Source organism: Marinomonas posidonica, assembly GCF_043643765.1.
Classification (GTDB): Bacteria; Pseudomonadota; Gammaproteobacteria; order Pseudomonadales; family Marinomonadaceae; genus Marinomonas; species Marinomonas posidonica_A.
Genome location: NZ_JBHZSP010000011.1, coordinates 67909 through 94127, shown reverse-complemented (window position 1 = coordinate 94127; position 26219 = coordinate 67909). Strand labels below are relative to the sequence as shown.

19 protein-coding genes are annotated in these 26219 nt (G+C 45.1%); 7 read left to right on the top strand and 12 right to left on the bottom strand.

The features are described from left to right. Positions 1-18: 18 nt before the first annotated feature. Together carB and greA are read left to right on the top strand one after the other, a co-directional pair. On the top strand, positions 19-3234 hold the full coding sequence (carB, locus tag ACHUFM_RS13455) for a carbamoyl-phosphate synthase large subunit (protein ID WP_394182726.1): 3216 nt from the start codon (positions 19-21) through the stop codon (positions 3232-3234). Beyond that, complete coding sequence (gene greA / locus ACHUFM_RS13450; protein WP_063332868.1) at positions 3234-3710, top strand: transcription elongation factor GreA; 477 nt, start codon at positions 3234-3236, stop codon at positions 3708-3710. Before carB ends, greA begins: the two co-directional genes overlap by 1 nt. 76 nt (positions 3711-3786) lie before the next feature. Here greA and ACHUFM_RS13445 read toward each other — a convergent pair whose 3' ends face one another. Then, positions 3787-6087, bottom strand: coding sequence for a bifunctional diguanylate cyclase/phosphodiesterase (locus tag ACHUFM_RS13445; protein ID WP_394182725.1), 2301 nt, complete (start codon positions 6085-6087; stop codon positions 3787-3789). A 584-nt stretch (positions 6088-6671) separates the two neighbouring features. Between ACHUFM_RS13445 and ACHUFM_RS13440 the strand changes: the two genes are divergently transcribed. Further along, entirely contained in the window at positions 6672-7811 is a 1140-nt protein-coding gene (locus tag ACHUFM_RS13440; protein ID WP_394182724.1) for a Fic family protein, read from the top strand. A gap of 399 nt (positions 7812-8210) precedes the next feature. Here the strand turns inward: ACHUFM_RS13440 and ACHUFM_RS13435 are convergent, their stop codons facing one another. The 9 genes from ACHUFM_RS13435 to dksA all read right to left on the bottom strand — a co-directional run bounded on the left by ACHUFM_RS13435 (position 8211) and on the right by dksA (position 17587). Then, positions 8211-8585, bottom strand: a complete 375-nt coding sequence (locus ACHUFM_RS13435) for a hypothetical protein (protein WP_394182723.1) — start codon at positions 8583-8585, stop codon at positions 8211-8213. Between the two features lie 339 nt (positions 8586-8924). Further along, complete coding sequence (gene pgi, locus ACHUFM_RS13430) at positions 8925-10571, bottom strand: glucose-6-phosphate isomerase (protein ID WP_394182722.1); 1647 nt, start codon at positions 10569-10571, stop codon at positions 8925-8927. Positions 10572-10631: 60 nt separating this feature from the next. Further along, positions 10632-11483 (bottom strand): pantoate--beta-alanine ligase, encoded by an 852-nt coding sequence (gene panC, locus ACHUFM_RS13425; RefSeq protein WP_394182721.1) that lies wholly within the window; start codon positions 11481-11483, stop codon positions 10632-10634. Next, the gene (gene panB, locus ACHUFM_RS13420) at positions 11483-12307 is read right to left on the bottom strand and encodes a 3-methyl-2-oxobutanoate hydroxymethyltransferase (RefSeq protein ID WP_394182720.1); all 825 of its coding nucleotides are present in this window, start codon (positions 12305-12307) and stop codon (positions 11483-11485) included. Before panB ends, panC begins: the two co-directional genes overlap by 1 nt. A gap of 3 nt (positions 12308-12310) precedes the next feature. Next, a complete protein-coding gene (gene folK, locus ACHUFM_RS13415; protein WP_394182841.1) occupies positions 12311-12793 on the bottom strand; it encodes a 2-amino-4-hydroxy-6-hydroxymethyldihydropteridine diphosphokinase in 483 nt (160 codons plus the stop codon). A 14-nt stretch (positions 12794-12807) separates the two neighbouring features. After that, entirely contained in the window at positions 12808-14244 is a 1437-nt protein-coding gene (pcnB, locus tag ACHUFM_RS13410) for a polynucleotide adenylyltransferase PcnB (protein ID WP_394182719.1), read from the bottom strand. Positions 14245-14778: 534 nt separating this feature from the next. Next, positions 14779-16200, bottom strand: a complete 1422-nt coding sequence (locus tag ACHUFM_RS13405; RefSeq protein ID WP_394182718.1) for a sigma-54-dependent transcriptional regulator — start codon at positions 16198-16200, stop codon at positions 14779-14781. 70 nt (positions 16201-16270) lie between these two features. Beyond that, complete coding sequence (gluQRS, locus tag ACHUFM_RS13400; RefSeq protein ID WP_394182717.1) at positions 16271-17149, bottom strand: tRNA glutamyl-Q(34) synthetase GluQRS; 879 nt, start codon at positions 17147-17149, stop codon at positions 16271-16273. 3 nt (positions 17150-17152) lie between these two features. Then, complete coding sequence (gene dksA, locus ACHUFM_RS13395) at positions 17153-17587, bottom strand: RNA polymerase-binding protein DksA (RefSeq protein WP_013794852.1); 435 nt, start codon at positions 17585-17587, stop codon at positions 17153-17155. A gap of 159 nt (positions 17588-17746) precedes the next feature. Between dksA and ACHUFM_RS13390 the strand changes: the two genes are divergently transcribed. Then, positions 17747-18922 carry an aminotransferase class I/II-fold pyridoxal phosphate-dependent enzyme gene (locus tag ACHUFM_RS13390; RefSeq protein WP_394182716.1) on the top strand — a complete coding sequence of 392 codons (1176 nt, stop codon included), beginning with the start codon at positions 17747-17749 and terminating at the stop codon, positions 18920-18922. 20 nt (positions 18923-18942) lie between these two features. Here the strand turns inward: ACHUFM_RS13390 and lptG are convergent, their stop codons facing one another. Next, complete coding sequence (gene lptG / locus ACHUFM_RS13385; protein ID WP_394182715.1) at positions 18943-20004, bottom strand: LPS export ABC transporter permease LptG; 1062 nt, start codon at positions 20002-20004, stop codon at positions 18943-18945. A 3-nt stretch (positions 20005-20007) separates the two neighbouring features. After that, complete coding sequence (gene lptF / locus ACHUFM_RS13380; RefSeq protein ID WP_394182714.1) at positions 20008-21126, bottom strand: LPS export ABC transporter permease LptF; 1119 nt, start codon at positions 21124-21126, stop codon at positions 20008-20010. Positions 21127-21245: 119 nt separating this feature from the next. On the opposite strand from lptF, the gene ACHUFM_RS13375 reads away from it, so the two are divergent. The 3 genes from ACHUFM_RS13375 (at position 21246) to ACHUFM_RS13365 (ending at position 26211) form a co-directional block, all read left to right on the top strand. Continuing rightward, positions 21246-22706 (top strand): leucyl aminopeptidase, encoded by a 1461-nt coding sequence (locus ACHUFM_RS13375; protein WP_394182713.1) that lies wholly within the window; start codon positions 21246-21248, stop codon positions 22704-22706. A 250-nt stretch (positions 22707-22956) separates the two neighbouring features. Continuing rightward, on the top strand, positions 22957-23298 hold the full coding sequence (locus ACHUFM_RS13370; protein ID WP_394182712.1) for a hypothetical protein: 342 nt from the start codon (positions 22957-22959) through the stop codon (positions 23296-23298). A gap of 129 nt (positions 23299-23427) precedes the next feature. Then, positions 23428-26211 (top strand): valine--tRNA ligase, encoded by a 2784-nt coding sequence (locus ACHUFM_RS13365; RefSeq protein ID WP_394182711.1) that lies wholly within the window; start codon positions 23428-23430, stop codon positions 26209-26211. Positions 26212-26219: the final 8 nt, after the last annotated feature.

The window sequence follows — 26219 nt, the reverse complement described above, 5'->3', positions numbered from 1 at the left end:
GGAGCGGAACGAAAGATTATGCCAAAACGTACTGACATAAAAAGCGTCTTAATTTTAGGTGCCGGCCCAATTGTAATCGGTCAAGCCTGTGAGTTTGACTACTCAGGCGCACAAGCTTGTAAAGCCCTGCGTGAAGAAGGTTTCCGCGTTATTTTGGTGAACTCTAACCCAGCCACCATCATGACGGACCCTGTTATGGCGGATGCCACTTACATCGAACCGATTGAGTGGAAAACCGTTGAGAAAATTATCGAGAAAGAGCGTCCAGACGCAGTATTGCCTACTATGGGTGGGCAAACGGCATTGAACTGTGCGCTGGATCTAGAGCGTCATGGTGTTTTAGAAAAATACAATGTTGAAATGATTGGTGCGACGGCTGATGCGATCGACAAAGCAGAAGACCGTAATCGTTTTGACCAAGCGATGAAGTCGATCGGACTAGAGTGTCCACGTGCTGGTATCGCTCACAACATGGAAGAAGCCCTGAAAGTACAAAGTGAAGTAGGCTTCCCTTGTATTATTCGTCCTTCTTTCACCATGGGTGGTACTGGTGGTGGTATCGCTTACAACATGGAAGAATTTGAAGAAATTTGTACGCGTGGTTTGGATTTGTCGCCAACCAACGAGTTGCTAATCGATGAGTCTTTGATCGGTTGGAAAGAATACGAAATGGAAGTGGTACGAGACAAAAAAGACAATTGTATTATTGTCTGTGCCATTGAAAACTTCGATGCCATGGGCGTTCACACAGGTGACTCCATCACAGTGGCACCCGCACAAACGCTGACAGACAAAGAATACCAAATCATGCGTAACGCCTCTTTGGCTGTATTGCGTGAAATCGGTGTTGAAACCGGTGGTTCTAACGTACAGTTTGGTATGGATCCGAAAACGGGTCGCCTTGTGGTGATCGAAATGAACCCACGAGTGTCTCGCTCATCGGCTTTGGCATCAAAAGCGACGGGTTTTCCGATTGCGAAAATCGCTGCAAAATTGGCCATTGGTTACACTCTAGATGAGTTGCAGAACGACATCACTGGCGGTCAAACGCCAGCGAGCTTTGAGCCTGCCATTGACTACGTGGTCACTAAGATCCCACGTTTCACTTTTGAAAAGTTCCCAACGGCTAATGACCGTTTGACCACACAGATGAAATCTGTGGGTGAAGTCATGGCGATTGGTCGTAGCTTCCAAGAGTCTTTGCAGAAAGCCCTACGTGGTTTGGAAACGGGCTCTGACGGTTTTAACCCTCAATTGGACATGGCAGAAGAAAACAGCAAAGAGAAATTGTCTCATGAGCTGCAATCTCCTGGCGCTGATCGTATTTGGTACATTGGTGATGGTTTCCGTGCTGGCATGACAGTGGATGAATTGTATGCGGTAACCGGCGTAGATCCTTGGTTCTTGGTGCAAATTGAAGACATCATCAAAGAAGAAACGGCGTTGTCTAACAAAGGATTGGCGGACATGACGTTTGATGTGATGCGTCGCTTGAAGCGTAAAGGCTTCTCGGATGCGCGTCTTGCCGATTTGCTACAAGTGACCGAAAAATCCTTGCGTGAACGTCGTTATTTGTTGGACGTGCATCCGGTTTACAAGCGTGTTGATACTTGTGCAGCGGAATTCGCGACGAATACGGCTTACATGTACTCTTCTTACGAAGATGAGTGTGAAGCGGCACCAAGTGATAAAGACAAGGTGATCATTCTAGGGGGTGGTCCAAACCGTATCGGTCAAGGTATTGAGTTTGATTACTGCTGTGTACACGCGGCGCTTGGTTTGCGTGAAGACGGTTACGAAACCATTATGGTGAACTGTAACCCAGAAACCGTATCAACAGATTACGATACCTCTGATCGTTTGTACTTCGAACCAGTTACCTTGGAAGACGTATTGGAAATCGTACGTACTGAGAAGCCAAAAGGCGTGATCGTACAGTTCGGTGGCCAAACGCCATTGAAGATTGCTCGTGCTTTGCAAAACGAAGGTGTGCCAATTATTGGTACCACCCCAGAGGCCATTGACCGTGCGGAAGATCGTGAGCGTTTCCAAAGCATGATCCAGCGCCTTGGTTACAAACAGCCTAACAATGCGACGGTTCGTTCGACAGAGCAGGCCATTGTGAAAGCAGCTGAAATTGGTTACCCATTAGTGGTTCGCCCATCTTATGTTTTGGGTGGTCGCGCAATGGAAATCGTCTACAACGAGAAAGAACTGACTCGTTATATGACAACGGCTGTGAAAGTCTCTAATGACAGCCCAGTATTGCTTGATCACTTCCTAAATGCGGCCATCGAGATTGATATCGACTGTGTGTCTGATGGTGAGCAAGTGGTGATTGGCGGTATTATGCAGCACATTGAGCAAGCTGGTGTTCACTCTGGTGATTCCGCCTGTTCATTGCCACCTTACTCGCTGCCTGCGGAGACACAAGATCGCATTCGCGAGATGATTAAGAGCATGGCTCTGGAATTGGGTGTGATCGGTCTGATGAACACTCAGCTAGCAGTTCAAGACGGTGAGATTTATGTCATCGAGGTCAACCCTCGTGCATCACGTACTGTGCCATTTGTGTCTAAGTGCATTGGTCGTTCTTTGGCACAAGTCGCTGCCTTGGTGATGGCAGGTAAAACCCTTACTGAGCTAGCTTTCACTGAAGAAATTATTCCTTCTTACTACAGTGTTAAAGAAGCCGTTTTCCCATTCAACAAGTTCCAAGGCGTTGATCCAATTCTTGGGCCTGAAATGAAGTCGACTGGTGAGGTCATGGGAGTCGGTGATACGTTTGCTGAAGCCTTTGGTAAAGCGGTATTGGGTGGTGGTACAGAATTGCCAACATCAGGTCGTGCATTCATCAGTGTTCGTGACATGGACAAAGAAGGTGCGGTTGCGGTGGCTCAGCGTCTGGCGAAACAAGGCTTTGATCTTGTGGGTACAGAAGGCACGGCGAAATATTTGACAGAACATGGCGTCGAAGTGCGCAAAGTTAATAAAGTAAATGAAGGTCGTCCGCATATTGTTGATATGATGAAAAATGGCGAGATTGATTACATTATTAACACCACGTCAGGTACTCAAGCGATTACGGATTCTTCTTTGATTCGTCGTACAGCATTACAACGCAAGGTTTGTTACACTACGACATTGGCTGGCGCTGAGGCGACGAGTTTGGCTATTGGCCTAACCGGCGAAACCAAAGTCAGAAGATTACAAGATTTGCACTTGGGGAAATGATGAAAAAAGTTCCAATGACAGTAGAGGGTGAAGCTCGTCTTAGAGAAGAGCTGAATCACTTGAAAGCTGTTGTCCGTCCTCGCGTAATTGCAGACATTGCAACAGCGCGAGAGCATGGCGACTTAAAAGAAAACGCGGAATATCATGCTGCTCGTGAAGAACAAGGCTTTACTGAAGGTCGTATTAAAGAGATCGAAGGTAAACTGTCTGATTCACAAGTGATTGATGTTAAGTCGATTCCTGCAACTGGTAAGGTTGTCTTTGGCACAACCGTTACGCTGTATAATGTTGATACAGAAGACACGGTGACTTATCAGATCGTTGGGGATGACGAAGCGGATGTGAAAGTGAAGAAAATTTCATACGCGTCTCCTATCGCCAAAGCCATTATCGGCAAGGAAGAAGGCGACGAAGTGGCTGTTAAAATTCCTAGCGGCGAAGCGGTGTATGAAATTGAGAAGGTTGAATACATTTAAATTTCATTTATGTAGCTGATCTTTTAAAAAACCACCCTTGGGTGGTTTTTTTGTGCGCTGAGAAAAGTAATCCGATTCAAGGGCTTGAGTTGTTGTCTCCTTGCAATAAATGCGTATTGGAGGTCATGAATGCTTTAAGCTCATTGATTTTCAATGGTTTAGAGAAATGATAGCCTTGGAAAATATCGCATTGTAAGTCCGCTAGGATCTGTCTCTGTTCATCCGTTTCCACGCCTTCCACTACGGTGGTGATATTTAGTTTTCGTGCGATGGCAATGATGCCTTCGACCATCGCAAGGGTGTTGCTGTCGGTGGTGATATTATCTACAAAACTTTTGTCTATTTTAAGTTCATCAATTGGCAATTGATTCAACAAGCTTAATGATGAGTAGCCTGTACCAAAATCGTCTAAAGAGATGCGAATGCCTTTCTCGCGTATTTTCTCCATTAGATTTTGAATGTCGATGACATCATCAATAAAGAGGTTCTCAGTTACCTCAAGAACTAATTCAACGTGAATAAAGGTGTGTTTTTCTATCAGCTCAATCAATCTGTCGAAGAATTCATTGTGCTGGAATTGCCGTACAGAGATATTGATCGACACCGTCACAGGTAAACCTGTTTCTTTTTGGACTTCCGTTATATCGGTAAACGTTTGATCAATGATAAATTCCCCGATGGGTAGCATTAGACCACAGGCTTCGGCAACGGCAATGAATTTGTCGGGAGGCACAAAGCCTAGCAATTTGTTTTCCCAACGAACTAAGGCTTCTACACCAAAAGAGCTGCCATCACGGCGAATTTGTGGTTGATACATCATGTACAGTTCGTTCTGCAATAAAGCCTTTTTAAGTTCTTGTTCCATTTGGGCGCGATATTGATAAGCTTGTTTGAAATCTTTACGAAAGAAGGTAATAGTGTTGCGTGTTTTCTTCGCTTCATACATCGCAAGATCTGCATAGCGCTTTAACTCGTCTAGGTCTTGGCCGTCTTCAGGGAACGCCGCGATACCGATACTAGCGCTTAAAACAAAGCGATAATCGTCGATTCTTGCAGGTAATGCCAAATCTTTTTGAATGGCTTTGCAGAATAAATTTATGCTGTTCTCGTCTTGTTTAAACACCACAATAATGAATTCATCACCACTGTAACGTACCAGTACATCTTCAGTGTTTACTAAGGCCTGCAATCTTTCGGCAACGAGGCGAAGTACTTTGTCACCGACTTCGTGGCCATAGCCATCATTGATGGCTTTGAAATTATCTAAGTCGATGAAGATAAGGTAATACAGGGAGTCTTTTTTCATCCAGGTGAGTTGTTGATCTAAATAAAAACGGTTGTGCAGTGCCGTTAAATAATCATGGTTGGCTTGGTGTTCCAGCGCGTTTTTAATGCGTTTTTCATTGATTGCAATGCCTCTGAATAGCAAATAAATGAGTAATAACGAGCCCGCAAAAATGCCAATAAGAACTTGTAATTCTTTGAAGAACAGGCTCATAACGTAGCTGTCATCCAATTTAAGTTCCGCCCATAAATCGTATTTGTGGATATAACGACTTACGGCTTGGCTGGTTTGGCCGGGTTGTACACTGGTGGTGATGACTTCCAGCTCATTCGTTTTGATGTTTTTAATGCTCAGGCCTTTTTTCTTCTCTAATTTACGAAAAGCCTCATCAAAATTGGCTTGAGGGATCTGATAGCGGTAAATGTTTGAGTCTATTTCATGATGAGATAACACGATTTGGAAATAACGATCGCTGTCTCGATAGAGGTAGAGGTTGCTGTTGTTTTGATTGCTCTCACCGTCGAAGAAAAAGCGGAAGCCTTTTGGGATGTTGATTACAGTGGATAAGACAAACAGAACGTTGCCATCCTGATCGACAACGGATTTCCGTAAAGGGAAAGCGACGGTTTTAAGCACGTCACTTTGATACGTTCGGCCCAGTACCATTCTATTGGTTTCTAATGTTTGTTGGAAACTGTCACGATTCTCAGGTTGAGATAGTAAGTTAAATTTTGGTGGAAGCTTTACACCAGAGGAAGCAACATACACATCGCCATGAGGTAGAAAAAGACCGACGCCAAGCATGGAGTTATCCACTTCCACGACAGAATCCATTACTTTTTGGATAGTGTCCTTGTCGGCTAACTCGCCATAGGCAATGACTTCTTTGGCAACCAGATCAAGTAACACTTCATATTGACGTAAGATGGACTGTATGGAGTTGGCTGTTAGTGCCATGAGTCTTTTTTGTTCGGAGGTGTATTCTTCGTAGACGGTTTGATAGCTAACAAAAGTCGCCGCCCCAAAAAACACCAACCAAATGGCAGCGGTCAGATAAAAGGCCGCCCAGATATTTTTTTTGATTAAAGCCATTCATGCCTCACTCAGAATGATCAATCGACGAATACATGATACAAGTGACTGAATGGAAATTTGATGCTGGAGTAGCTGGCAGCATCATCGAGTGCTTTAGCCTCCTTACTGGTATTTCACGAAATCAACAAAGTCACAAAACAAATGGCGCTGTTGATCTCACTGTCACTTCTAAAAATAACGATATTCTTGGATACGAAAAATATAGAAGCTTGGACTTGAAACGGCCACTTTATTTGGTTGCTTGTTGTGTTTTTTGTGTCGTTAAATAGTTACCTTTGGTAAGTGCGTCCAAATCGCGTTTAGCTCAGCATTCGGTGTATTTAAGTTTTCAAGTAGCTTTTCGACAAGCTCTATGTTCGTTCATTGAGAGTGATAACGAATCGTCAACGATGTTTCTGTTTGCTTGAGTCATTTTATGTTCTCCTCGATTAAGTGAAAGAGTCGTACTGAAAAGTCAGGCGTTGTATCTTGATGATTTCCGCTGGCGATTAAATAAAAAGGCATGAGCCGAATAATAAGTTAATTCGGCTCATAAAATAATGATATTATGAGCCGAATAATTTACTTAATCGGTTCATGCTATGAAATACAGTTGGCAACACCCTGATTGGCCAAACTTTACCTTTGACGAAACTCAATGCCGAGACGCTTTGTATTGGTATGCGTTAGAGGCTGGTCGTTTGTCTGGAGGTATGAGTCAGCTTGAAAATACGTTGCAGTACGATGCATATATCGACCTCATGGTGAGCGAAGCCATAAACACAAGCCAGATAGAAGGCGAGCGTTTGGATCGAGAAGACGTACGCTCTTCTATCAAAAACTTCTTAGGCTTGAGTAATCCACCAACGCGAGTCGCCGATCCACGAGCAGAAGGCATGGCTGCCTTGATGGTCGACGTGCGTAATAGCTTTGCTGATGAACTCACAAAAGCGACTTTGTTTCATTGGCATCAACGAGTTCTTCCACAACCAGAGAACAGTCTGCTGCCTCGCAACCTAAAGGTTGGCCAATGGCGAGATTCTGAAGAACTTATGCAAATTGTTTCAGGCCCCATTGGCTATGAAAAAGTCCATTATGAAGCGCCGCCAGCTCATCAAGTCGATACAGAAATAAACCGATTTCTAGATTGGTTTAATCGTTCTAACCCATTAAAAGCAGAGCGAGATATCCTTCTTGCTGGGCCTGTTCGCTCGGCTATCGCGCATTTGTGGTTTGAAACCATCCATCCATTTGACGATGGCAACGGCCGAGTCGGGCGAGCAATTGCCGAAATGGCCTTGGCGCAAGACCTTAACCGGCCTCCATTGTTAAGCTTGTCGACAATAATCGAGAAAGATAAAAACGCCTATTACGATGGACTAAACAAAGCCAGCCAATTTAATTTAGATATTACCGACTGGGTAAAATGGTTTGTCGACTCGGTTCTGTTGGCACAAAAAGAAGCCGCTCAGAAAGTCGACTTTGTATTGAAAAAAGCGAAATTCTGGGAAAAACATCGACACACCGAACTGAATGAACGTCAAAAGAAAGTGCTTAGTAAACTCTTTAACGCAGGGTCGGATGGCTTTGAAGGCGGACTCAGCGCCAAAAAATACATCAGCATTACCAGAAGCTCCAAAGCCACCGCCACCCGAGACCTCGCTGATTTGGTTGAAAAAGGCTGCTTGTACCGTCTAGAGGGCGGTGGCAGGAATGCAAGGTATGGGGTGGAGTTGGGGTGAAGGAGTCTGCTCCTCCAATTTTTACGCTTTGATTCAGGTAGATTAGTTTGTTCCGTTTTTTACTAGGTACGTATATGAAATGAGATAGCCAACTAAAATTCTATATATATAGTGAGTTCTGCTAAGTCTTGAGGTGCCAGTTGCAGGGAGCTCTAATATGCAAACTTTATTTTTAAAAATGAATTGAGATATAAATTCTTCGTGCTCCTCTTTATTGTTACCTATCCCTGAGGCATTGATCACTTTTTTATGAATTGTGGAAGGTCGAGAATAATACCCTGATTGTGAGTAATTGCGTGACGCATTTCTCAACCAAGAGAACAGCGATACGTAAGTTGATGTTAAAAGCATTTTTACTTTCGGCATCCTTAATATTAGGAAAGGTATCTGAAAGTCGAGCTAGCATTTTTTTAAATCACTAGGATCTTCTCCTGTTAATTCTTTGTATGCTGATTTAATAAAACTCTCGAATTTTTCATAAGCGCTCATAAGTAACCAACAGTATTGACTGTTTTTGTGCCAAAAAGTCAGCTGCTTTAAGTTTTCTATTGTGGTGTCGCGAAATGCATATTTTTCAAGCTTTCCAGTAAAGGGGTTATCAAAAGCATAAGCTTCTTGGGTAACGATATCGATTGTTTTTGTTGAATCATTATAATTTTCAAGAGTTGTAAATTCTCTTTCAAAGGCACGATTCACTATTTGTTGTATCTGATTAAGGTCAGCTAAGCCTTCTAGAAATTCTTTATACAGACTGCTAATTATCTGATTACGCATATACTGTCCTAGCAAGGCGTGGATAAATTTATGCTAAATAAGGGGTCTACGGAAAGGCATTTTAACTTTGCGTCATTCAAAAACCGAGTGGCGTTTCGATGAGTTGGGTGGTTTTAACTAGAATTGAAAAGCGAAGAGAGACGCCGCTTGGCTTGATGTCATGTACAAAAGTCTGTATCGGGCTGATGATGTCATGTGGAGAGGTTGTTGGCCTGAAGGCACGACTTACATGAAAGCTTCGCTTTCAATAATCCCTCCCCTTGAAGAGAAGGGGAGGGATTAAACAAAAACACCAGCCGAGGCTGGTGTTTTTAAATCGCATTAGCTGTCCACTTTCTATTAAGCTTGAGCCTTCTTAAATGCTGTGATCAGTGCTTGGGTAGACGCATCCAGTGCGCTGTTGTCGCTGTCGCTGACTAAGCGATTATAGATGTCTGTGCCCAACACTTTACCCAGTTCAACACCCCATTGATCGAATGAGTTAATCCCCCAAATGGTACCTTGAACAAAGGTGCGGTGCTCGTAAAGAGCAATTAACGCACCAACGGTCGCTGGTGTCATCTTGTCGGTTAATAGGGTGTTGCTTGGACGATTGCCCTTGATGACCTTGTGCGGTGCAATCTTGGCGATTTGTTCGTCGGTTGCTCCGGCCTCTTTTAGCTCTTGTTGAGCTTGTTCAAGGGTTTTGCCCACCATTAGCGCTTGCGACTGACTTAGGCAGTTCGCGAACAAGTGCGTGTGGTGTTCAGCAATTGGATTGTGGCTGGTTAATGGTGCGATGAAGTCAACAGGAACAAGACGAGTACCTTGGTGCAACAATTGGTGGTAAGCATGTTGGCCGTTGGTACCAGCGCCCCCCCAAATGATTGGTCCTGTGTCGGTTTCTACGCCGTCACCATTCAATAGATTCGCTTTACCATTACTTTCCATGTCGAGCTGCTGAATGTGAGCAGGCATGGCGCGTAGGTAATGATCGTAAGGAATCAAGGCATGGGTTTGTGCATTGTGGAAGTTGATGTACCACACGCCTAAGGCACCCATAATAACGGGCAGGTTTTCTTCTAACGGTGCTGTGCGGAAATGCTCATCCATTTGGTGAGCGCCGTCTAGCAATTCGTAGAAGTTATCCATGCCAACCGCAATGGCTACCGGTAAACCAATCGCCGACCAAAGAGAGTAACGTCCGCCAACCCAATCCCACATTGGGAAAATGTTTTCTTCAGCCATGCCAAAATCAACGGCTTTCTTAACGTTTGAGCTAACGGCAGCGAAGTGTTTGCTGACGTTGTCTTGCGAACCGCCATTGCTTAGGAACCAGTCGCGAGCCGCATTGGCATTCGATAGGGTTTCCAGTGTCCCGAAGGTTTTTGATGACACCACAAATACTGTGGTTTCAGGATTCAGTTGCTTCAGTTTACCTGTGATGTCAGAGCCATCAATGTTGGCAACGAAGTGAACTTTAATGCCGTCTTTTTTGTAGGGTGTCAGCGCTTCAGCAACGACTTTAGGGCCAAGGTAAGAGCCGCCAATGCCGATTGATACAACGTCGGTGATGGTTTTTCCGGTGTAGCCTTGCCACTCACCACTGTGCAGTTGCGCAACAAATTGTTCCATCTGCTTTAGTGTGGCACGAACTTCCGCAAGCACGTTGACACCATCGACCATAAGACTGTCTTGTGCTTGGCTGGCACGCAAGGCGATATGCAGTACTGAGCGATCTTCCGTATTGTTAATGTGAGCGCCGCTAAACATGCCATCAATGGCGTCTTTCATGCCGGCTTCAGTGACCAGTTCAGTCAATAAAGACAGGGTGGTGTCATTCGCACGGTTTTTGGCGTAATCAAGGGTCCAGCCAGCCGCTTGTGCTTGATATTTGTCAGCACGTTTAGGGTCGGTCTGGAAAAGTGATGTCATATCAACAGAGGCTATTTCCTGTTGATGTTCTGCGAGTTTCTTCCAGGCAGAAAATTCAGTGGGTGAACGCATTACAATCTCCCTCGTGTTTGAAAGTGAATTAGGTTATGGGGGTGAGCTTAATGGCTCAACTTACCCAAGGTCGACGCGCAGGTTGTCAATAAGACGTGCGCTCCCTAGATGTGCTGCAGCCAATATGACCAAGCACTTCTCTTCCTCTGTTGGCATTTGTAAATTATCTTGCGCGCGGATTTCAAAATAATCACGACGGAAACCGGCCGCTTCAAGCTTCTGTTGAGCTTGTTCGCGGATGTCCTCGTGACTCGCGCTGTTTGCTAAGAGCTGTTCTTTTGCCCAGAGCAATGTTTTGTACATTGTCGGTGCAATGTCTCGTTCTTGTTCTGTTAAATAGCCGTTGCGAGAACTCATTGCTAAACCATCTTCATTTCGGGCGGTGTCTATCCCTATAATTCGGACATTGGAGCTGAGATCTCGTGTCATGTCTTCGATGACTTTCAATTGTTGGAAATCTTTATTTCCAAAAATAGCGCAATCAGGTTGCACTATGTTGAATAATTTCGTGACCACGGTGGCGACGCCAACAAAATGACCAGGGCGAGACGCGCCGCAAAGTATGTCAGATAGGCCAACGACTTCAATCTGTGTCTGACTGCGTTTGCCATCTGGGTACATTTCCAAGGCATCGGGAGCGAAAACATAATCACAACCGTTGGCTTTGAGTACCTTTTTGTCTTCCTCTAAGGTTTTCGGATAACGTTCTAAATCTTCGTTGGCGGAAAACTGCATTGGGTTGACGAAAATGGATGACACAACAATGTCTGCTTCTTGTGAAGCGCGACGAATTAATGACATGTGGCCATCGTGTAGATTGCCCATCGTCGGAACAAAAGCGATGCTTTTATCTTGAAGGCGTAAGGTTTTAAGTGCTGCTCGTAATTCAGCTATGGTATGAAACGTCTGCATTATTGGAATCCGTGTTCTGGACCAGGGAAACTGGCACTTTTTACTTCGTCTACATAGGCTTCAAAGGCCTGGCTTACATTACGACCATCCACTAAGAAGTTTTTAACAAAACGTGGCACATGACCAAGATTAATGCCCAGCATGTCATGCATGACTAACACCTGACCGTCTGTATGATGACCAGCGCCAATGCCGATGGTCGGAACGGGAACGGCTTCAGTTAAGCTTTTGCCAAGTTCAGTGGGGATGCATTCATACAATAAAATATCAGCGCCTGATTCCACTAAATCCAACGACTCTTGGAGTAACAGTTCAGCGGCGTCTTGGCTTTTGCCCTGTACTTTATAGCCACCTAGCTTATGAACAGATTGCGGTGTTAAACCTAAATGAGCGCAAACTGGAATGCCGCGTTGGCTTAACAGTTTTATGGTATCAGCCAGCCAGCTGCCACCTTCTAGCTTAACCATGTTTGCCCCAGCCTGCATCAGCTTGGCGGCATTGTCTAATGCCTGTTCTGGCTTGCTGTAACTCATGAAAGACATGTCTGACATAATGAAGGCATTCGTGTTGCCTCGTTTTACTGCTGCAGTGTGATAGCACATTTCTTCGATGGTAACGGGTAAGGTGCTGTCTTTACCTTGAACGACCATGCCAAGTGAATCACCCACAAGGATGGTTTCAACGCCAGCCGCATTCATGACGTTCGTGAAAGAGGCATCATATGAGGTTAGGCAGGTGATTTTTTCTTTGTCGATTTTCATTTTTTTGAGTGTCGACAAAGTAACGGGTTTGGTCAGTTTTTTCTGTGAGTTGTCTGAATACATATCTTATTCTTCTGTGATAATAACCAAGTCGCTGGTATCAAGTTGGTGTAACTGCTCAGTAACGGTTTTGCCATTTACCAAGAGCATATCGGGAGCAAGATCATGAAGAGGTTGGATGACAAAACCTCGCTCAAGCATAAAAGGGTGTGGCACGGTCAATCTTGGTAAATCAATCTGCTCTTGGCCATACAATAACAGATCTAAATCTAAGGTGCGCGGTCCCCAGTGACGTTCGCGACGCCGATGATGATCTTGTTCGATGGCTTGCAGTAAATCTAATAATTCGATGCCAGATAATGAGGTTTCGAATGACGCAACCGCATTCACATAATCTGGCTGATCTTGTGGGCCAACCGGTTTGCTAGCGTAGAGTTTAGAGATTCTAAAATGAATCAAACTCGGCTCTGTGGCAAGAGTTTGAATGGCTTGGCGAATCTGCTCAAGAGGCTGATCAAGATTACTGCCAAGACCAATGTAAGCTGTCATCATCGGCCTGTCTCTTATGAATCGGTTGAACTGTCTCTTTGTGGGGCGTTGCTTTTACGGCGTCGACGAGGACGACGTTTTTTTGGCCCTTCATTATTCGAGCGACTGTCAATTTGTTTGATAAGTTCTCGTTGCTGATTCTCGTTGCTATGCTGGAATGCTTCCCACCAAGCGCCAAGGTCGTTCAGCTCAGTGCCGCTTTGTTCGCGAATGAGTAAGAAATCAAAGCCAGCACGAAATCTTGGGTGCTCTAATTGTTGGAAGGCGCGTTTGCCATAACGCTTCGGTAGTCTAAGTTGCATGTCCCAAATTTCACGCATTGGCGTTGAGAATCGACGTGGAATTGCCGTTGACGCGACTTGATTATCAAGCACCATGTTGGCGGCTTGATGCAGTGCAGGTGTAACGGGCATGCCTTGCGCCTGAAATTCTTCGTGTCTTAAGACAACACTTGGCCACAGTAAAATGGCGTATAAAAAATAAGGTGCGGTACTTTTACCGCTTTGAATGCGGTCGTCAGTATTTTTTAAGCCGCGTAGAATGAAAGCTTCAGGGTCAATGTCATCCCGTTTCCAGCCACTTTGTAGTAATGCATCTGTGTCTGGAAATAAGTAACGAAACAGGCCAAATTCTCGCAGTAGCGCAAAGGTTTTAATGCCGTTGCCGCTGCCCAGTAATTTCAGTACCTCTTCAAATAGGCGTGCGGGTGGGATGTGATCCAGTAAATGCGCCATCTCTTTAATAGGCGCTGCTGTGCTGGCTTCAATGTTGAAACCAAGCTTACCAGCAAAGCGAATCGCTCGAAGCATACGCACAGGGTCTTCTTGATAGCGTTGCCTAGGATCCCCGATGATGCGAATTTGTTTGTTTTTAATGTCAGCAAGACCACCGCAATAATCGTGAATGCTAAAGTCTTGAACATTGTAATAAAGAGCGTTGAAGGTGAAGTCACGGCGCTCTGCGTCTTCTTCTATGCTGCCATAAACGTTGTCGCGCAGAATGATGCCATGAGTAGAGCGTGCTGAATCTTTGTTTTTCAGTGATGTTTGTGTAGCACTGGGGGTTGGTGTCTCTTCTTGTGCTGTATTAGCTCGAAAGGTAGAGACTTCAATAATTTCTCGACCAAAAGTGACGTGTACTAAGCGAAAGCGTCGACCGATCAATCGAGAGTTAGAAAAGATGGCATGAACTTCTTCGGGTGTGGCATTGGTGACGACGTCAAAGTCTTTGGGTTCTATGTTTATCAAGTGATCTCGTATGCAGCCGCCCACCAAATAAGCATCGTAACCTGCTTTATTAAGACGATATAAAACCTTAACAGCATTTGGACTCATGTCCTGTCTTGAAAGACTGTGTTGTTTACGAGGTATGATAATGGGGTAAGTCTGTGTTTTATTAGGAGTGAACACAGAAGAGGCTTTACGTACCAGAGATTTGAATCCTGTAAGCATTAGACAACAAATTTAAAAGTTAACGAAAATGGCATTCTACACGTGATGGCGAAAAGTTACACGATTTATGAGGCAGTTTCAGTGAAATTGGTGAAGATCGGGAATCTAAGAGATGGATTAAGAAATAAAATAATCGCTTTGGATACATGAAGATACTAGTTCCGAAAACAAAGTCAGTGCTGCTTCTGCAGTTCTACTTGGGTCTTATTTTTATTTTTGCATTGTTTTCATCGCCCGAGGGCTTGTATATCTAAAAAAATCAATTATCCAAAGCGATTTTCCATCCATGGCCTCAAATTTTATTTTTATTTGAAGAGGCCACGGTGTTCCTAATTATTATTTTTATTTTTAAGAACCTAACATACGACGATTAACTTATTTTTATTCTTGGTCAATCTTATTATCGTTGTGCCATATATAAGGCATTAGTTGTGCCAAAAAACATAATACACTGATTTTATTGGTTTTTAGTAAAATATTGTACACTTTTTTTACAATATCTTTCTCTTTTTTTGGGTATTTTGGTATCAAGTGTTACTTTTCGGTTGTTACTTTTTTGGGTATTGCGAGCTTTTGTCTTCTTTCCCATAAACTTTTACGTGATATGCCCAACGAATGTGCAAGCTGGGTTTCTGTCATCTTGTGCTGGTGCGTGAGCACAAAGTGTTTAAAGTAATCGTCAAGGGTGGTGCCTTCTGGAAGTGTGGCATTCATGTCACTCTCGGTCGAGATTGGCGAGCTTTTCCCTTTGGTATGATGTTGGCTAGCCAATTTGAGATTGGCTGCTTCCACTCTATCCATAGGGCTAAGTATGATGGCTCGCTCTATGGCGTTTTCCAACTCTCGAACATTACCTGGCCAGTCATGTGAGCGAATCGCTTTGTCGAATGTTTTGCTGTAGGGAACGGGTGGGCGATGATGCTTTAAACAGGTTTTTTCTAATAAAGCTTTCGCCAATATAGAGATGTCTTCACCGCGATCGCGTAACGGCGGTAACAGCAATTCCATGACGTACAAGCGATAGTATAAATCCTCTCGAAATTGACCGTTTTTGACCATTTCAAAGAGGTTTCTATGGGTTGCTGTAATGAGGCGAATGTTTACGTGAGTGGATTGTGTGGCACCGACACGACGAATCTCACCTTCTTGTAATACCCTGAGTAATCTGGCTTGTGCCTCAAGGGGAAGCTCGCCAATTTCATCCAGAAATAAAGTGCCTTTGTCTGCCGCTACGATCAGACCGTCATGCGCCGTGGTAGCCCCGGTGAAAGCGCCTTTTTCATGGCCGAAAAGCTCTGATTCTATTAAGTTTTCAGGGATGGCGGCGCAGTTGACGCTGATGATAGGGTGGTCGTGTCGTTGGCTTAGATTGTGGAGTGCTTTGGCAACAAGCTCTTTACCTGTCCCTGACTCGCCTCTTATCAATACGGTGACGTCCGTTGCGGCCACTTTTCTCATGTCACTGAATAACTCCAGCATAGGTGGGCATTGGCCAATGATGCCACTACCAGGTGTGCCAAGAGGAAGGGCTTCTTCGCGTTCACTGGCCGCAAACAAGACTGGTTTTGATGATAGCGTGTCAGAGGTTGGGGTGGTTTTTTCTTGATCACCTTGTTCCAGCGTATTGACGACATGTTTGAGTAGCGTTTCTGTGTCTGTGGGTAAGGGCAAATAATAAACCGCACCCTCGGCCATGCTGTTTACCCCAGTGCTTAGGCTGGGTTTGGCATCTAGTACAATGTGTTTTGGCGTTTCTGGAATCTCGCTAGCGGGGTGCTCTAATGATTCGATGGCCGCTTGATCCACGAGCATTAAGTCGAATGCTGAGAGGTCATAATATTTGTTGGCCTGCTCAAAAGATTGGCTGGTGTTAATTTGAAAACCGTATTTCGATAGCCATCTTTCCGACTCTTTTAACAGGGAGTTGTCGGGGCAGATAATCATAATGCTGTGCATGTGATGTCACCTCTTGTAACCAATGTAACGATTATACACACGGATGAAGAGAGGTTGGAATAGAGAAGGGTTATTGAATAAGGTGCCAGTCTTGCGATTGGATCGGCAGAGTACTTTGTCCCTGTAGGCGTTTTATGTCCCATGATTTGATGGCTTGGTCTAAGGCTGCTTGAATGTTTGAGGCTTGAATCTGCAGTCCAAGGTACTTCAAGGCACACAATAAGGTGGTGATATCGCCATCGACAATAGCTTTAGCGTGATTCTGCTTACTGATCTTGTCACCTCTCTGATTCACGATGAGAGGAATGTGGCAAAGTTCTGGTGGCGTCCAGTTAAACAGTGAATACAGATGCAGTTGTTGGGCGGTGGTTTCGATTAGGTCGGCACCACGAACAAGGTGGGTGATGTGTTGTCTATGATCATCCACTACCACGGCTAATTGATAGGAAAAGTAGCCATCTTTCCGTTTTAAAACAGGGCAGGTGTGTCTGAGATCATCGGTAAACGTGAGCGTCCCCTGGATGGGATCATAATATTGATAAACCAGTTCACTGCTTTTTAACCGCCAAGAATGCGGGGTGTCCGTATGACTATCGCAAATGTGTGGGTGTCGGCCTTGGAATGTTTGCAGGGACTGGCGAGTGCAATTGCAAGGGAAGAGTTGTCCTTGCTGCTTTAGTTGCTCTAAATGATCTTGATAAGATTGGTGGTGTTGGCTTTGTACTTCGACTTTGTCATCAGGAACCAGCTGATAGCTTTGCAGGGTGGTAAGAATTTGTTCGGCAAATATGGGCTTGCAGCGTGTACCATCCACATCTTCAATGCGAATAAGCCATTTGCCTTGTCGTTGTTTGGCTTCCAGATAGCTCGCTAAAGCACTGACCAGTGAGCCGAAATGAAGCGGACCGGTTGGCGATGGTGCAAACCGGCCTATATAGCGACGTGTCACGGATTAACCGCCGACTTGCTTCTCTTTGATTTCAGCAAGTGTTTTACAGTCAATGCACATGGTCGCCGTTGGGCGAGCTTCTAAGCGACGAATACCGATTTCGATACCGCACTCTTCACAAAAACCGTAATCGTCATTGTCGATTAGCTCGATGGTTTGAGAGATTTTCTTGACCAATTTACGCTCACGATCACGGGCGCGCAATTCAAGGCTAAACTCTTCTTCTTGGCTAGCTCGGTCATTTGGATCTGCGTAGTTTACCGCTTCTTCTTTCAGATGGTGAACAGTGCGATCCACTTCTTCCATTAAGTTTTGTTTCCAGTTGAGTAGGATGCTTTTAAAATGCGCCAACTGGTTCTCGTTCATGTATTCTTCGCCTTCCTTAGCTACATAAGGGGTGAAGTCTTTCATTAATGAATCTGGGTTCATATTTGGCATATGCATTGCCTCACTTCGCAGGTATCCGTTGTGATAACCTGTAACCAATAAAATTAGGTGGTTTATTTTTCGGCCGGAAACTTACCAGATTATTCGGTTGTTCACCACTTTTTTTGCGCAAAATATCACGTTTTTTTTCAATTAGGCAGAGAACTCCGGATGAAACAGCTTAAAATGGCGGCTCGAGTTGAGCAAATTTCCCCTTTTCAAGTGATGGCGGTGCTGGAAAAAGCCAAGGCATTAGAAGCAGAAGGAAAGCCCGTTATCCATTTGGAAATAGGTGAGCCAGATTTCTCGGCTGTCGCTCAAGTTGAGCAGGCAGGTATACAGGCAATCTCGCAGCATCAGACCGGTTACACTGCGGCCACTGGGTTGCCAGAACTCAAGCGGGCGATTAGCCATTATTATGCTTTGCGATATCAGGTCGATGTGTCTGCAGAGCGAATAATAGTGACTCCCGGTGCTTCAGGGGCGTTACTGTTAATGGCTTCTTTGATGGTGGATGTTGGCGATGAGGTGTTGATGCCTGACCCTTGTTACCCATGTAATCGACACTTTGTGATGCAGGTCGGTGCACAGGCGAGGTTGCTAGAGACGCGGGCCGAAGAGGCTTTTGCCATGACCCCAGAAGCGGTTGAAGCCGCATGGCAAGCAAACACGTCAGGCGTATGGTTGGCCTCGCCTTCCAACCCAACCGGAGCGGTGCTTAGTCGATCTTATGTGGAATCTATGTATGACACAGTGCGTCGTTTAGGTGGGCATTTATTGGTGGATGAGATTTATCAAGGCTTGGTGTACGAAGGGGATGATTTTTCCGCGTTATCCATTGCCGACGATGTGTTTGTGATTAACAGTTTCTCAAAATATTTTGCCATGACTGGCTGGCGTCTAGGGTGGTTGGTGGTACCTGAGTGGGCTGTCGAAGGAGCCACAAAGTTGGCGCAAAATTTGTTTATTTCAGCTCCCAGTGTGTCTCAATACGCGGCAATACGAGCGTTTGGTCAAGATGTATTGGACGAATGTGAGCAACGTCGTCAAACGCTGAACGCTCGTCGTTTGGTTCTATTAGAGGGGCTTGAAAGACTTGGTTTACCTGTCACCTCGCCAGCTCAGGGGGCGTTTTATGTCTATGTTGATGTCTCCAGTGTGACTCAAGATGCCATGGCTTGGTGTTTGGCATTGTTGGAAACGGAATATGTAGCATTGACCCCAGGAGCCGATTTTGGCAGCAAAGACGCCAATCTTTATGTACGCTTTGCTTACGCTTGTGATGAAGTGGATTTATTGGAGGCCTTGTCTCGAATTGAGCGCTTCATCAATAAATCATTCCATTGATTCCGTTTGAGGAGAGAGGGTTAACCTCTTCTTTTCATTAAGAAGATGCCTGCGCAAAGGCAAATGGCAATAGGAATGCTCACACCAATGGCGGGTGGAAAATCTACGGCGACACTCATGCGTCCAAATAGGTTAAGCGCATTCTGAAACGCTAAGCCAATCAACACGCCAGAGAAGATGCGGCCTCCCATGGTGGAGGATCTCAGTGGCCCAAAGACACTGGATAACGCGACGAGTACCAAAGCCATCGCGGCAATGGGTCTTAATATGGTAATCCAGAACTCCAGTTCGTATTGTGACGCATCCAAATTTTGTTGGCTTAAATAATTTTGATAGCTGATAGATTGACTCAAAGACAGGGTTTCAGGGTCTTGAGACGCCAGATAGAGGTGTTCTGGTTTGATGCTCATATGCCAGTCTTGAGTTTTAGCTTGTGTTATATCGATCCGATCAGAGTAAAAGAGGGTTTCCGATACTTGATTCAGTTGCCATAGGGAATCGTCCACATAGGTTGCCGTTGCGGCTTTTGTAACACTTTTTAGTTGTTGACCTTGTGGCTCAAAAATCTCAATGCCATACAGTTTGCCGGTGTTGTCCGCCGCATCTATGTAGATAAAGCGATTGTCTGCTTTTAGCCACACGCCACCCGTAAGAGAAAACTCGCCACTTTTTTGATTGCGGAATTTTTCAATGAGATTGGCTTTTTGCTCGCTGACTGGCGACACAAATTCAGACACACCAAGGCCAATTAGAGACACCAATAAAATCGGCTGGCAGGCCGCAAATCCGATACGCCAAATGGGCATGCCCGCGGCTCTCATGACGGTCAGTTCAGATGTCGCGGCCAGGGTTCCTAATCCCATCAGGGTGCCAATCAGAGAGGCAATAGGAACGTATTCAGCGAATTTTCCCGGTAAACGAAAGAGAATAACTTGCAGCAAAGACGCGACGGTATAGTGCTCGTTAACTTTTTTAATTTGCTCAATAAAGGTTAATGCAAAGTCGAGCCCGAGTAACACCAGAACCACTATCAAAAATGCCCACAACACACTACTGGCAATGTACTTGTCTATTTTACTCATGACTTACTGTTCAACCTCTGTGGTGCTTGGTAAGCGTGCTTTGCGGCGATGAAATACTTGGTTGTACTGGGCAAACAGTAACCCGGCCAAGAGTAAGAAGATGCCATGAATCCACCATAATCCGTATTGCATTGGTAGCTTGCCTTTTTCCAGTCCTGTGCGACCCCATATCAGTAGTGCGAGATAGAGAATCATAATAAGAATGGCGGGCAGCATTTTAAAGAAGCGACCTTGTCTCGGGTTTACCTGACTCAGAGACAAACCAATGATGGCCAGAATTGGAATGATAATGACGAGGGATAAACGCCACTGCAGTTCAATTTTGTCAATTTTACGATCACTGTTAAGCAAAGTAAGTGTGCTTTGAGTGAAAGGATCGTCGATGGGATCGCTGGCCTGATTTTCCATTCTGATGGCATAAGTATCAAACTGCGTCACACGATATTCTGCGGTGCCGGGCTGGCCTTCGTAGCGAGTGCCATCTTTAAAGACAAGGTAATTTTGATCGCCCCTATCACTGATGCGAATCTGTTCGGCATTCGCGGCAAAGGTTTGCACTGGAATGTTTTGCCCTTTTTTACGAATAACATCCGAGATGAAAAGGTTATTCATCCAACCTTCTTCCGGCGTGAAACTGTCGACATAAGTGGTGCGTTGTCCGCTGCCTTCAAAACGTCCTGGAATCAAAAAGTCAAAAGTAGAGAGCTGATTCTGCTGTTCTGAGGCTTCGGCGGCTTTATATTCACTGGCTGGTGCGAGCCAAAGATTGATGGTGGCACTGAAAAGGCTGATTAGAAAGGCAATGCCGAGAGTGTAACCTGCTAGCTTGACTTTACTGATGCCACTGGAGAATAAAATCGACATTTCATTTTCAATGTACAAGCGACCAAACGCGAGCAGAAGAGAAAGAAAAAAGGCTAATGGAATGATCATTTGTACAAAACTGGGAATGTGATATCCCAAGATAACAAAGAGAAATTCGAAGGTCATTTTGCCTTCCGCAATGCGCCCTAAGTAATAGGAAAAACGCCCGCTCAAAATCACTAATAATAAAATTAGCGTGACGCCAGCAGTTGACACCAGCACTTCTTTCGCTAAGTATCTGAATAGTCTCAAAGTCACCTCTGATGATTAATGCTTCTAAGCCGAGAGTTGATTACACATCTAAAGCCCCCATTATCTCGTGGTAAGAAGGACATTATCCAGTATTTTTTTAAAGTTATTTTATTGAGGGTTCTTTCATGAATATGGCGTTATTTGATCGCCTGCCTAATGTAGAGGCAGATTTGTTGGTCGTGTTTGTACCAAGTGAAGGTGACTTGCCTGAGTCGACCGCTTGGGTGGATGAAAATGCCGCTGGGCACATTTCTCAATTGCGTGAAACCGGTGTTTTCAAAGGGGGGGTTGCACAGACTTTATTGCTGCCTTCTTTAAGTCAAGATTTTGCGCAAGCCGTATTGTTGGTCGGCGTCGGTAAAGGCGATGCTTTAAGTGATATGCAGTCGCGTAAAGTGGTGGCGGCAGTGGCGGCACAAATTAAAGGTCTGCCGTTCGCGAACGTCGCTGTGGCAAACCAAGGTTTGGTCATGAAAGACCGTTCGGAGTCAGAAATCATTGCCTTGGTAGCGCAGTGGTTGAACGAAGGTTTCTACAGCTTTATTGGTTTCAAACAAGACGATGCTGAAAAAGCCACAAAAGTGGAGACCCTATTACTTCAAGGTAGCGATGAATCCGCATTGGCAATTGGTAAAGCCACCGCAAGTGGTTCCGCTTTTGCGCGTCAGCTAGGCAATTTGCCAGGCAATGTATGTACGCCAAGTTACCTTGCTTCGAAAGCGCAGCAATTAGCAGAAGACTTCTCTATCGACGTTGAGTTGTTGGATGAAACTAAGATGGATGAGCTGGGTATGCACTGTATGCTGTCTGTTGGTCGTGGCAGTGATCAACCGAGCTACTTGATTGTCATGCATTACCGTGGTGGTGAAGAAGGCGATGCTCCTCATGTTTTATTGGGTAAAGGTATTACCTTTGATACGGGTGGTATTTCATTGAAACCTGGTTCGAAAATGGATGAGATGAAGTACGACATGTGTGGCGCAGCAAGTGTCTTTGGCACCATGAAAGCCATTTGTGAATTGAAGCCTAAAATGAACTTTACCGCGGTCATTGCGGCGGCGGAAAACATGCCAAGTGGTCATGCGACTAAGCCGGGTGACATTGTGAAGACCATGTCTGGCAAAACCGTAGAAATTCTAAACACCGATGCGGAAGGTCGTTTGGTGTTGTGTGATGCTTTGTCTTACATCGAACGCTTTGAGCCTAAGTCCGTTGTCGACATTGCTACTCTAACAGGTGCTTGTGTGGTGGCTTTGGGTAGTGTGAATTCTGGTATGTATGCAAACAATGAGGCGTTAGCCGCTGAGTTGAAAACGGCTGGAAAAGTGTCCGCCGATAAACTTTGGCAGATGCCTTTGGATGAAGAATATCAGCAGCAGTTAGACAGTAACTTCGCTGATATTGCCAACATCGGTGGTCCTGAAGCCGGTTCTGTAACGGCGGCTTGCTTCTTATCTCGCTTTACGGAATCTTACCCTTGGGCACACTTAGATATTGCTGGCACAGCTTGGTCGGGTGGCGCAAATAAAGGGGCAAGTGGTCGCCCTGTTGCCTTGTTGACGCGCTACTTGCTTAGCAAGGCTTAAGCGACTTTCTCTGCTAGAGAAAAACCTAGGCTTTAATGATCATAAAGCGGCGATATTTTTATCGCCGCTTTTTTTTGATAAACCTATTAGGAATCAAGATTTTAGTTTTCAAATGAGCAGTTTGCATTGGTTGTTTGTGTGTTTGGCAGACTAGACTTTTGAGGTCTTCAATGCGAAAGTGGAGAGATTGTGTGGCCTGTTTGATATGGTCACAAACAATTTCATTTAGCATTTCAACGATTGGTTTTATATGTCAGATCTTGCGACGAATCAAAATGAAGAAACTCATGAGCCGGATGAAGAAACGCTGATTTCTGCGCTGCGTAATCAGGACGACATACCTATTCTAATGGATGTCGTGACGGACCCAGACTCAGAAGAAGATGGCGTGAGTCAGGAAGAGCATTTTGTGCATTCCGTAGAGGATGTCACTGAGCAAGTTGAGTCTTCGGTTGAGGCTACTGTTTCCAATTACGCCTCACGAGAAGCATTAGAACAGGCTATTACTTCAGTCTTGCAGAAGCGCTTGCCTGAATTGGTGGCCGAAGTGATTCAGGTCATGCAGACCACTGAGTCGAAAAACGAAAACTAAGTTATTACGCTGTTTTCGTAGGATGTTTATTGAAACCAAACCCTATAGTTCTTTATCTGGCTATGACAGGGTATAATTCCACCCCATTAATTTTGACCGCGACATTACAAAGAGCTTTAAGACACCATAATGGAAAAAACTTACCAACCTCAAAGTATCGAACAGCCTATTTATAAACGTTGGGAAGAGAGTGGCTATTTTTCACCTCAAGGCAACGGCACTCCTTTTTCGATCATGATTCCTCCGCCAAACGTCACGGGTAGTCTGCATATGGGGCATGCTTTCCAGCATAGCTTGATGGATGCCATGATTCGTCGTGAACGTATGAAGGGCAGTCGTACATTATGGCAACCAGGTTGTGACCATGCCGGCATCGCGACTCAGATGGTGGTTGAGCGTCAATTAGCGGCACAAAATGTCACTCGTCATGACTTGGGTCGTGCAAAATTTCTAGACAAGGTTTGGGAGTGGAAAGGCCAATCTGGCGGCACCATTTCTGACCAAATGCGTGTGTTAGGTGACTCTGTCGCTTGGGATAAAGAGCGCTTTACGATGGACCCTGGCATGTCGGCAGCGGTACAGGAAGTGTTTGTCCGTTTGTTTGACGAAGACATTATTTACCGTGGTCAACGTCTGGTTAACTGGGACCCAGTTTTACATACAGCAATCTCTGACCTTGAAGTCATCTCGGAAGAAGAAAACGGCTTCATGTGGTACTTCCGTTACCCACTAGCGGATGGCGTTAAAACCTCTGATGGTAAAGATCATATTGTGGTTGCGACAACGCGTCCAGAAACCATGTTTGGTGATACTTGTGTGGCGGTCGCGCCTGATGATGAGCGTTTTGCTTCATTGGTTGGTAAAGAAATAGAGTTGCCTCTAGTAGGGCGACGTATTCCTATTATCGCTGATGAATACGTAGACAAAGAATTTGGTACAGGGTGTGTGAAAATTACCCCAGCTCACGATTTTAACGATTATGAAGTGGGTAAGCGCCATGACATGCCGTTGATCAATATTTTCAATGATGACGCCGCCATCAACGACAATGCACCGGAAAAATACCGTGGCATGGATCGTTTCGATGCTCGTAAAGCCGTGGTGGCCGATTTTGATGCGCTGGGCCTATTAGAGAAAGTTGCGGATCACAAACTCAAAGTGCCTCGTGGTGAGCGCGGTAACACCATTATCGAACCTTATTTGACACAACAGTGGTATGTGGCAGTAGAAAGTCTAGCCAAGCCTGCCATTGAAGCGGTTGAAAATGGCGACATTCAATTTGTGCCTAAGCAGTGGGAAAATACCTACTTTGCTTGGATGCGAGATCTGCAAGACTGGTGTATCTCTCGTCAGTTGTGGTGGGGACACCAAATCCCTGCTTGGTACGATGCCGACGGCAAAGTATATGTTGGTAAAGACGAAGCAAGTGTACGTGCCAAATACGGTTTGGCAGCCGATCTTGAATTAACACAAGACGAAGATGTTTTAGACACTTGGTTCTCATCCGCATTATGGACCTTCGCGACGCAAGGTTGGCCGGAAGAAACACAAGACTTTATGGACTTCAGTGAGTCTGATGTCTTGGTAACCGGCTTTGACATTATTTTCTTCTGGGTAGCCAGAATGATCATGATGACCTTGAAGTTCACCAATAAAGTGCCGTTCAAAACTGTTTACATTACTGGCTTGATTCGTGATGAGCGCGGCGACAAGATGTCGAAATCCAAGGGTAACGTGATTGATCCATTGGATTTGATTAACGGTATCGACATCGACTCTTTGGTGGCAAAACGTACGTACGGCATGATGCAGCCTCGTTTGGCCGAAAAAGTGGAAAAAAATACCCGTGAGACTTACCCAGAAGGAATCCAGGCTTACGGTACAGATGCCTTGCGTTTCACCTTATGTTCATTGGCATCTGGTGGTCGTGACATCAAGTTTGATCTAAACCGTTTGGAAGGCTACCGCAATTTCTGTAACAAAATCTGGAACGCCACACGTTATGTGTTGATGAACACAGAAGAACAAGATTGTGGACAAAATGGCGTAGAGGTTGAGTTGTCGCTGGCGGATAAATGGATTATCTCACGCTTACAGCATGCCGAAGATGCGGTCAATCGTGCCTTTGAAACACATCGCTATGACCTCGCAGCACAAGCTTTGTATGAGTTCATGTGGCACGAATACTGTGACTGGTACTTGGAATTGTCTAAGCCGGTACTATGGGATGAGAATGCTACTGGGGCTCAATTGACTGGTACGCGTCGCACCTTGGTTCGTGTGTTGGAATCTTTCTTGCGTTTGGCGCATCCAATGATGCCATTCCTAACGGAAGAAATCTGGCAGCGCATCGCACCGCTTGCAGGTGTTGAAGGTGACACCATTATGTTGGCGCAATACCCTGAAGCGGAAGATGCGAAAAAAGATGCGCAAGCCGAAGCGGATGTGGAGTGGCTTAAAGGGGTTATTCTTGGCGTTCGTAACATCCGTGGCGAAATGGACATTGCGCCTTCTAAACCGTTAACCGTGTTATTCCGTAATGGATCTGAGCAGGATAAAGCGCGCTTAGAAGCGAACCTGACCTTCTTGCAAAAATTAGCGAAACTTGAGTCAGTGACTTGGTTGAATGCAGGCGACGAAGCGCCGATGTCGGCCACTGCCTTAGTGGGTGATATGGAAGTCTTGGTGCCGATGGCAGGTCTGATCGATAAAGATGCGGAGCTTGCACGTTTGCAAAAAGAAATTGATAAGGCATCTAAAGACCTACAGCGTATTGAAGGTAAGTTGTCGAATGAGAGTTTTGTGGCGAAGGCTCCTGAAGCGGTTGTCGCAAAAGAAAGAGCGAAATGTGATGACCTTAAGTTGGCGGTCAGTAAGTTAGAAGATCAAAAAGCCAGCATAGAATCACTATAAAAATGAGA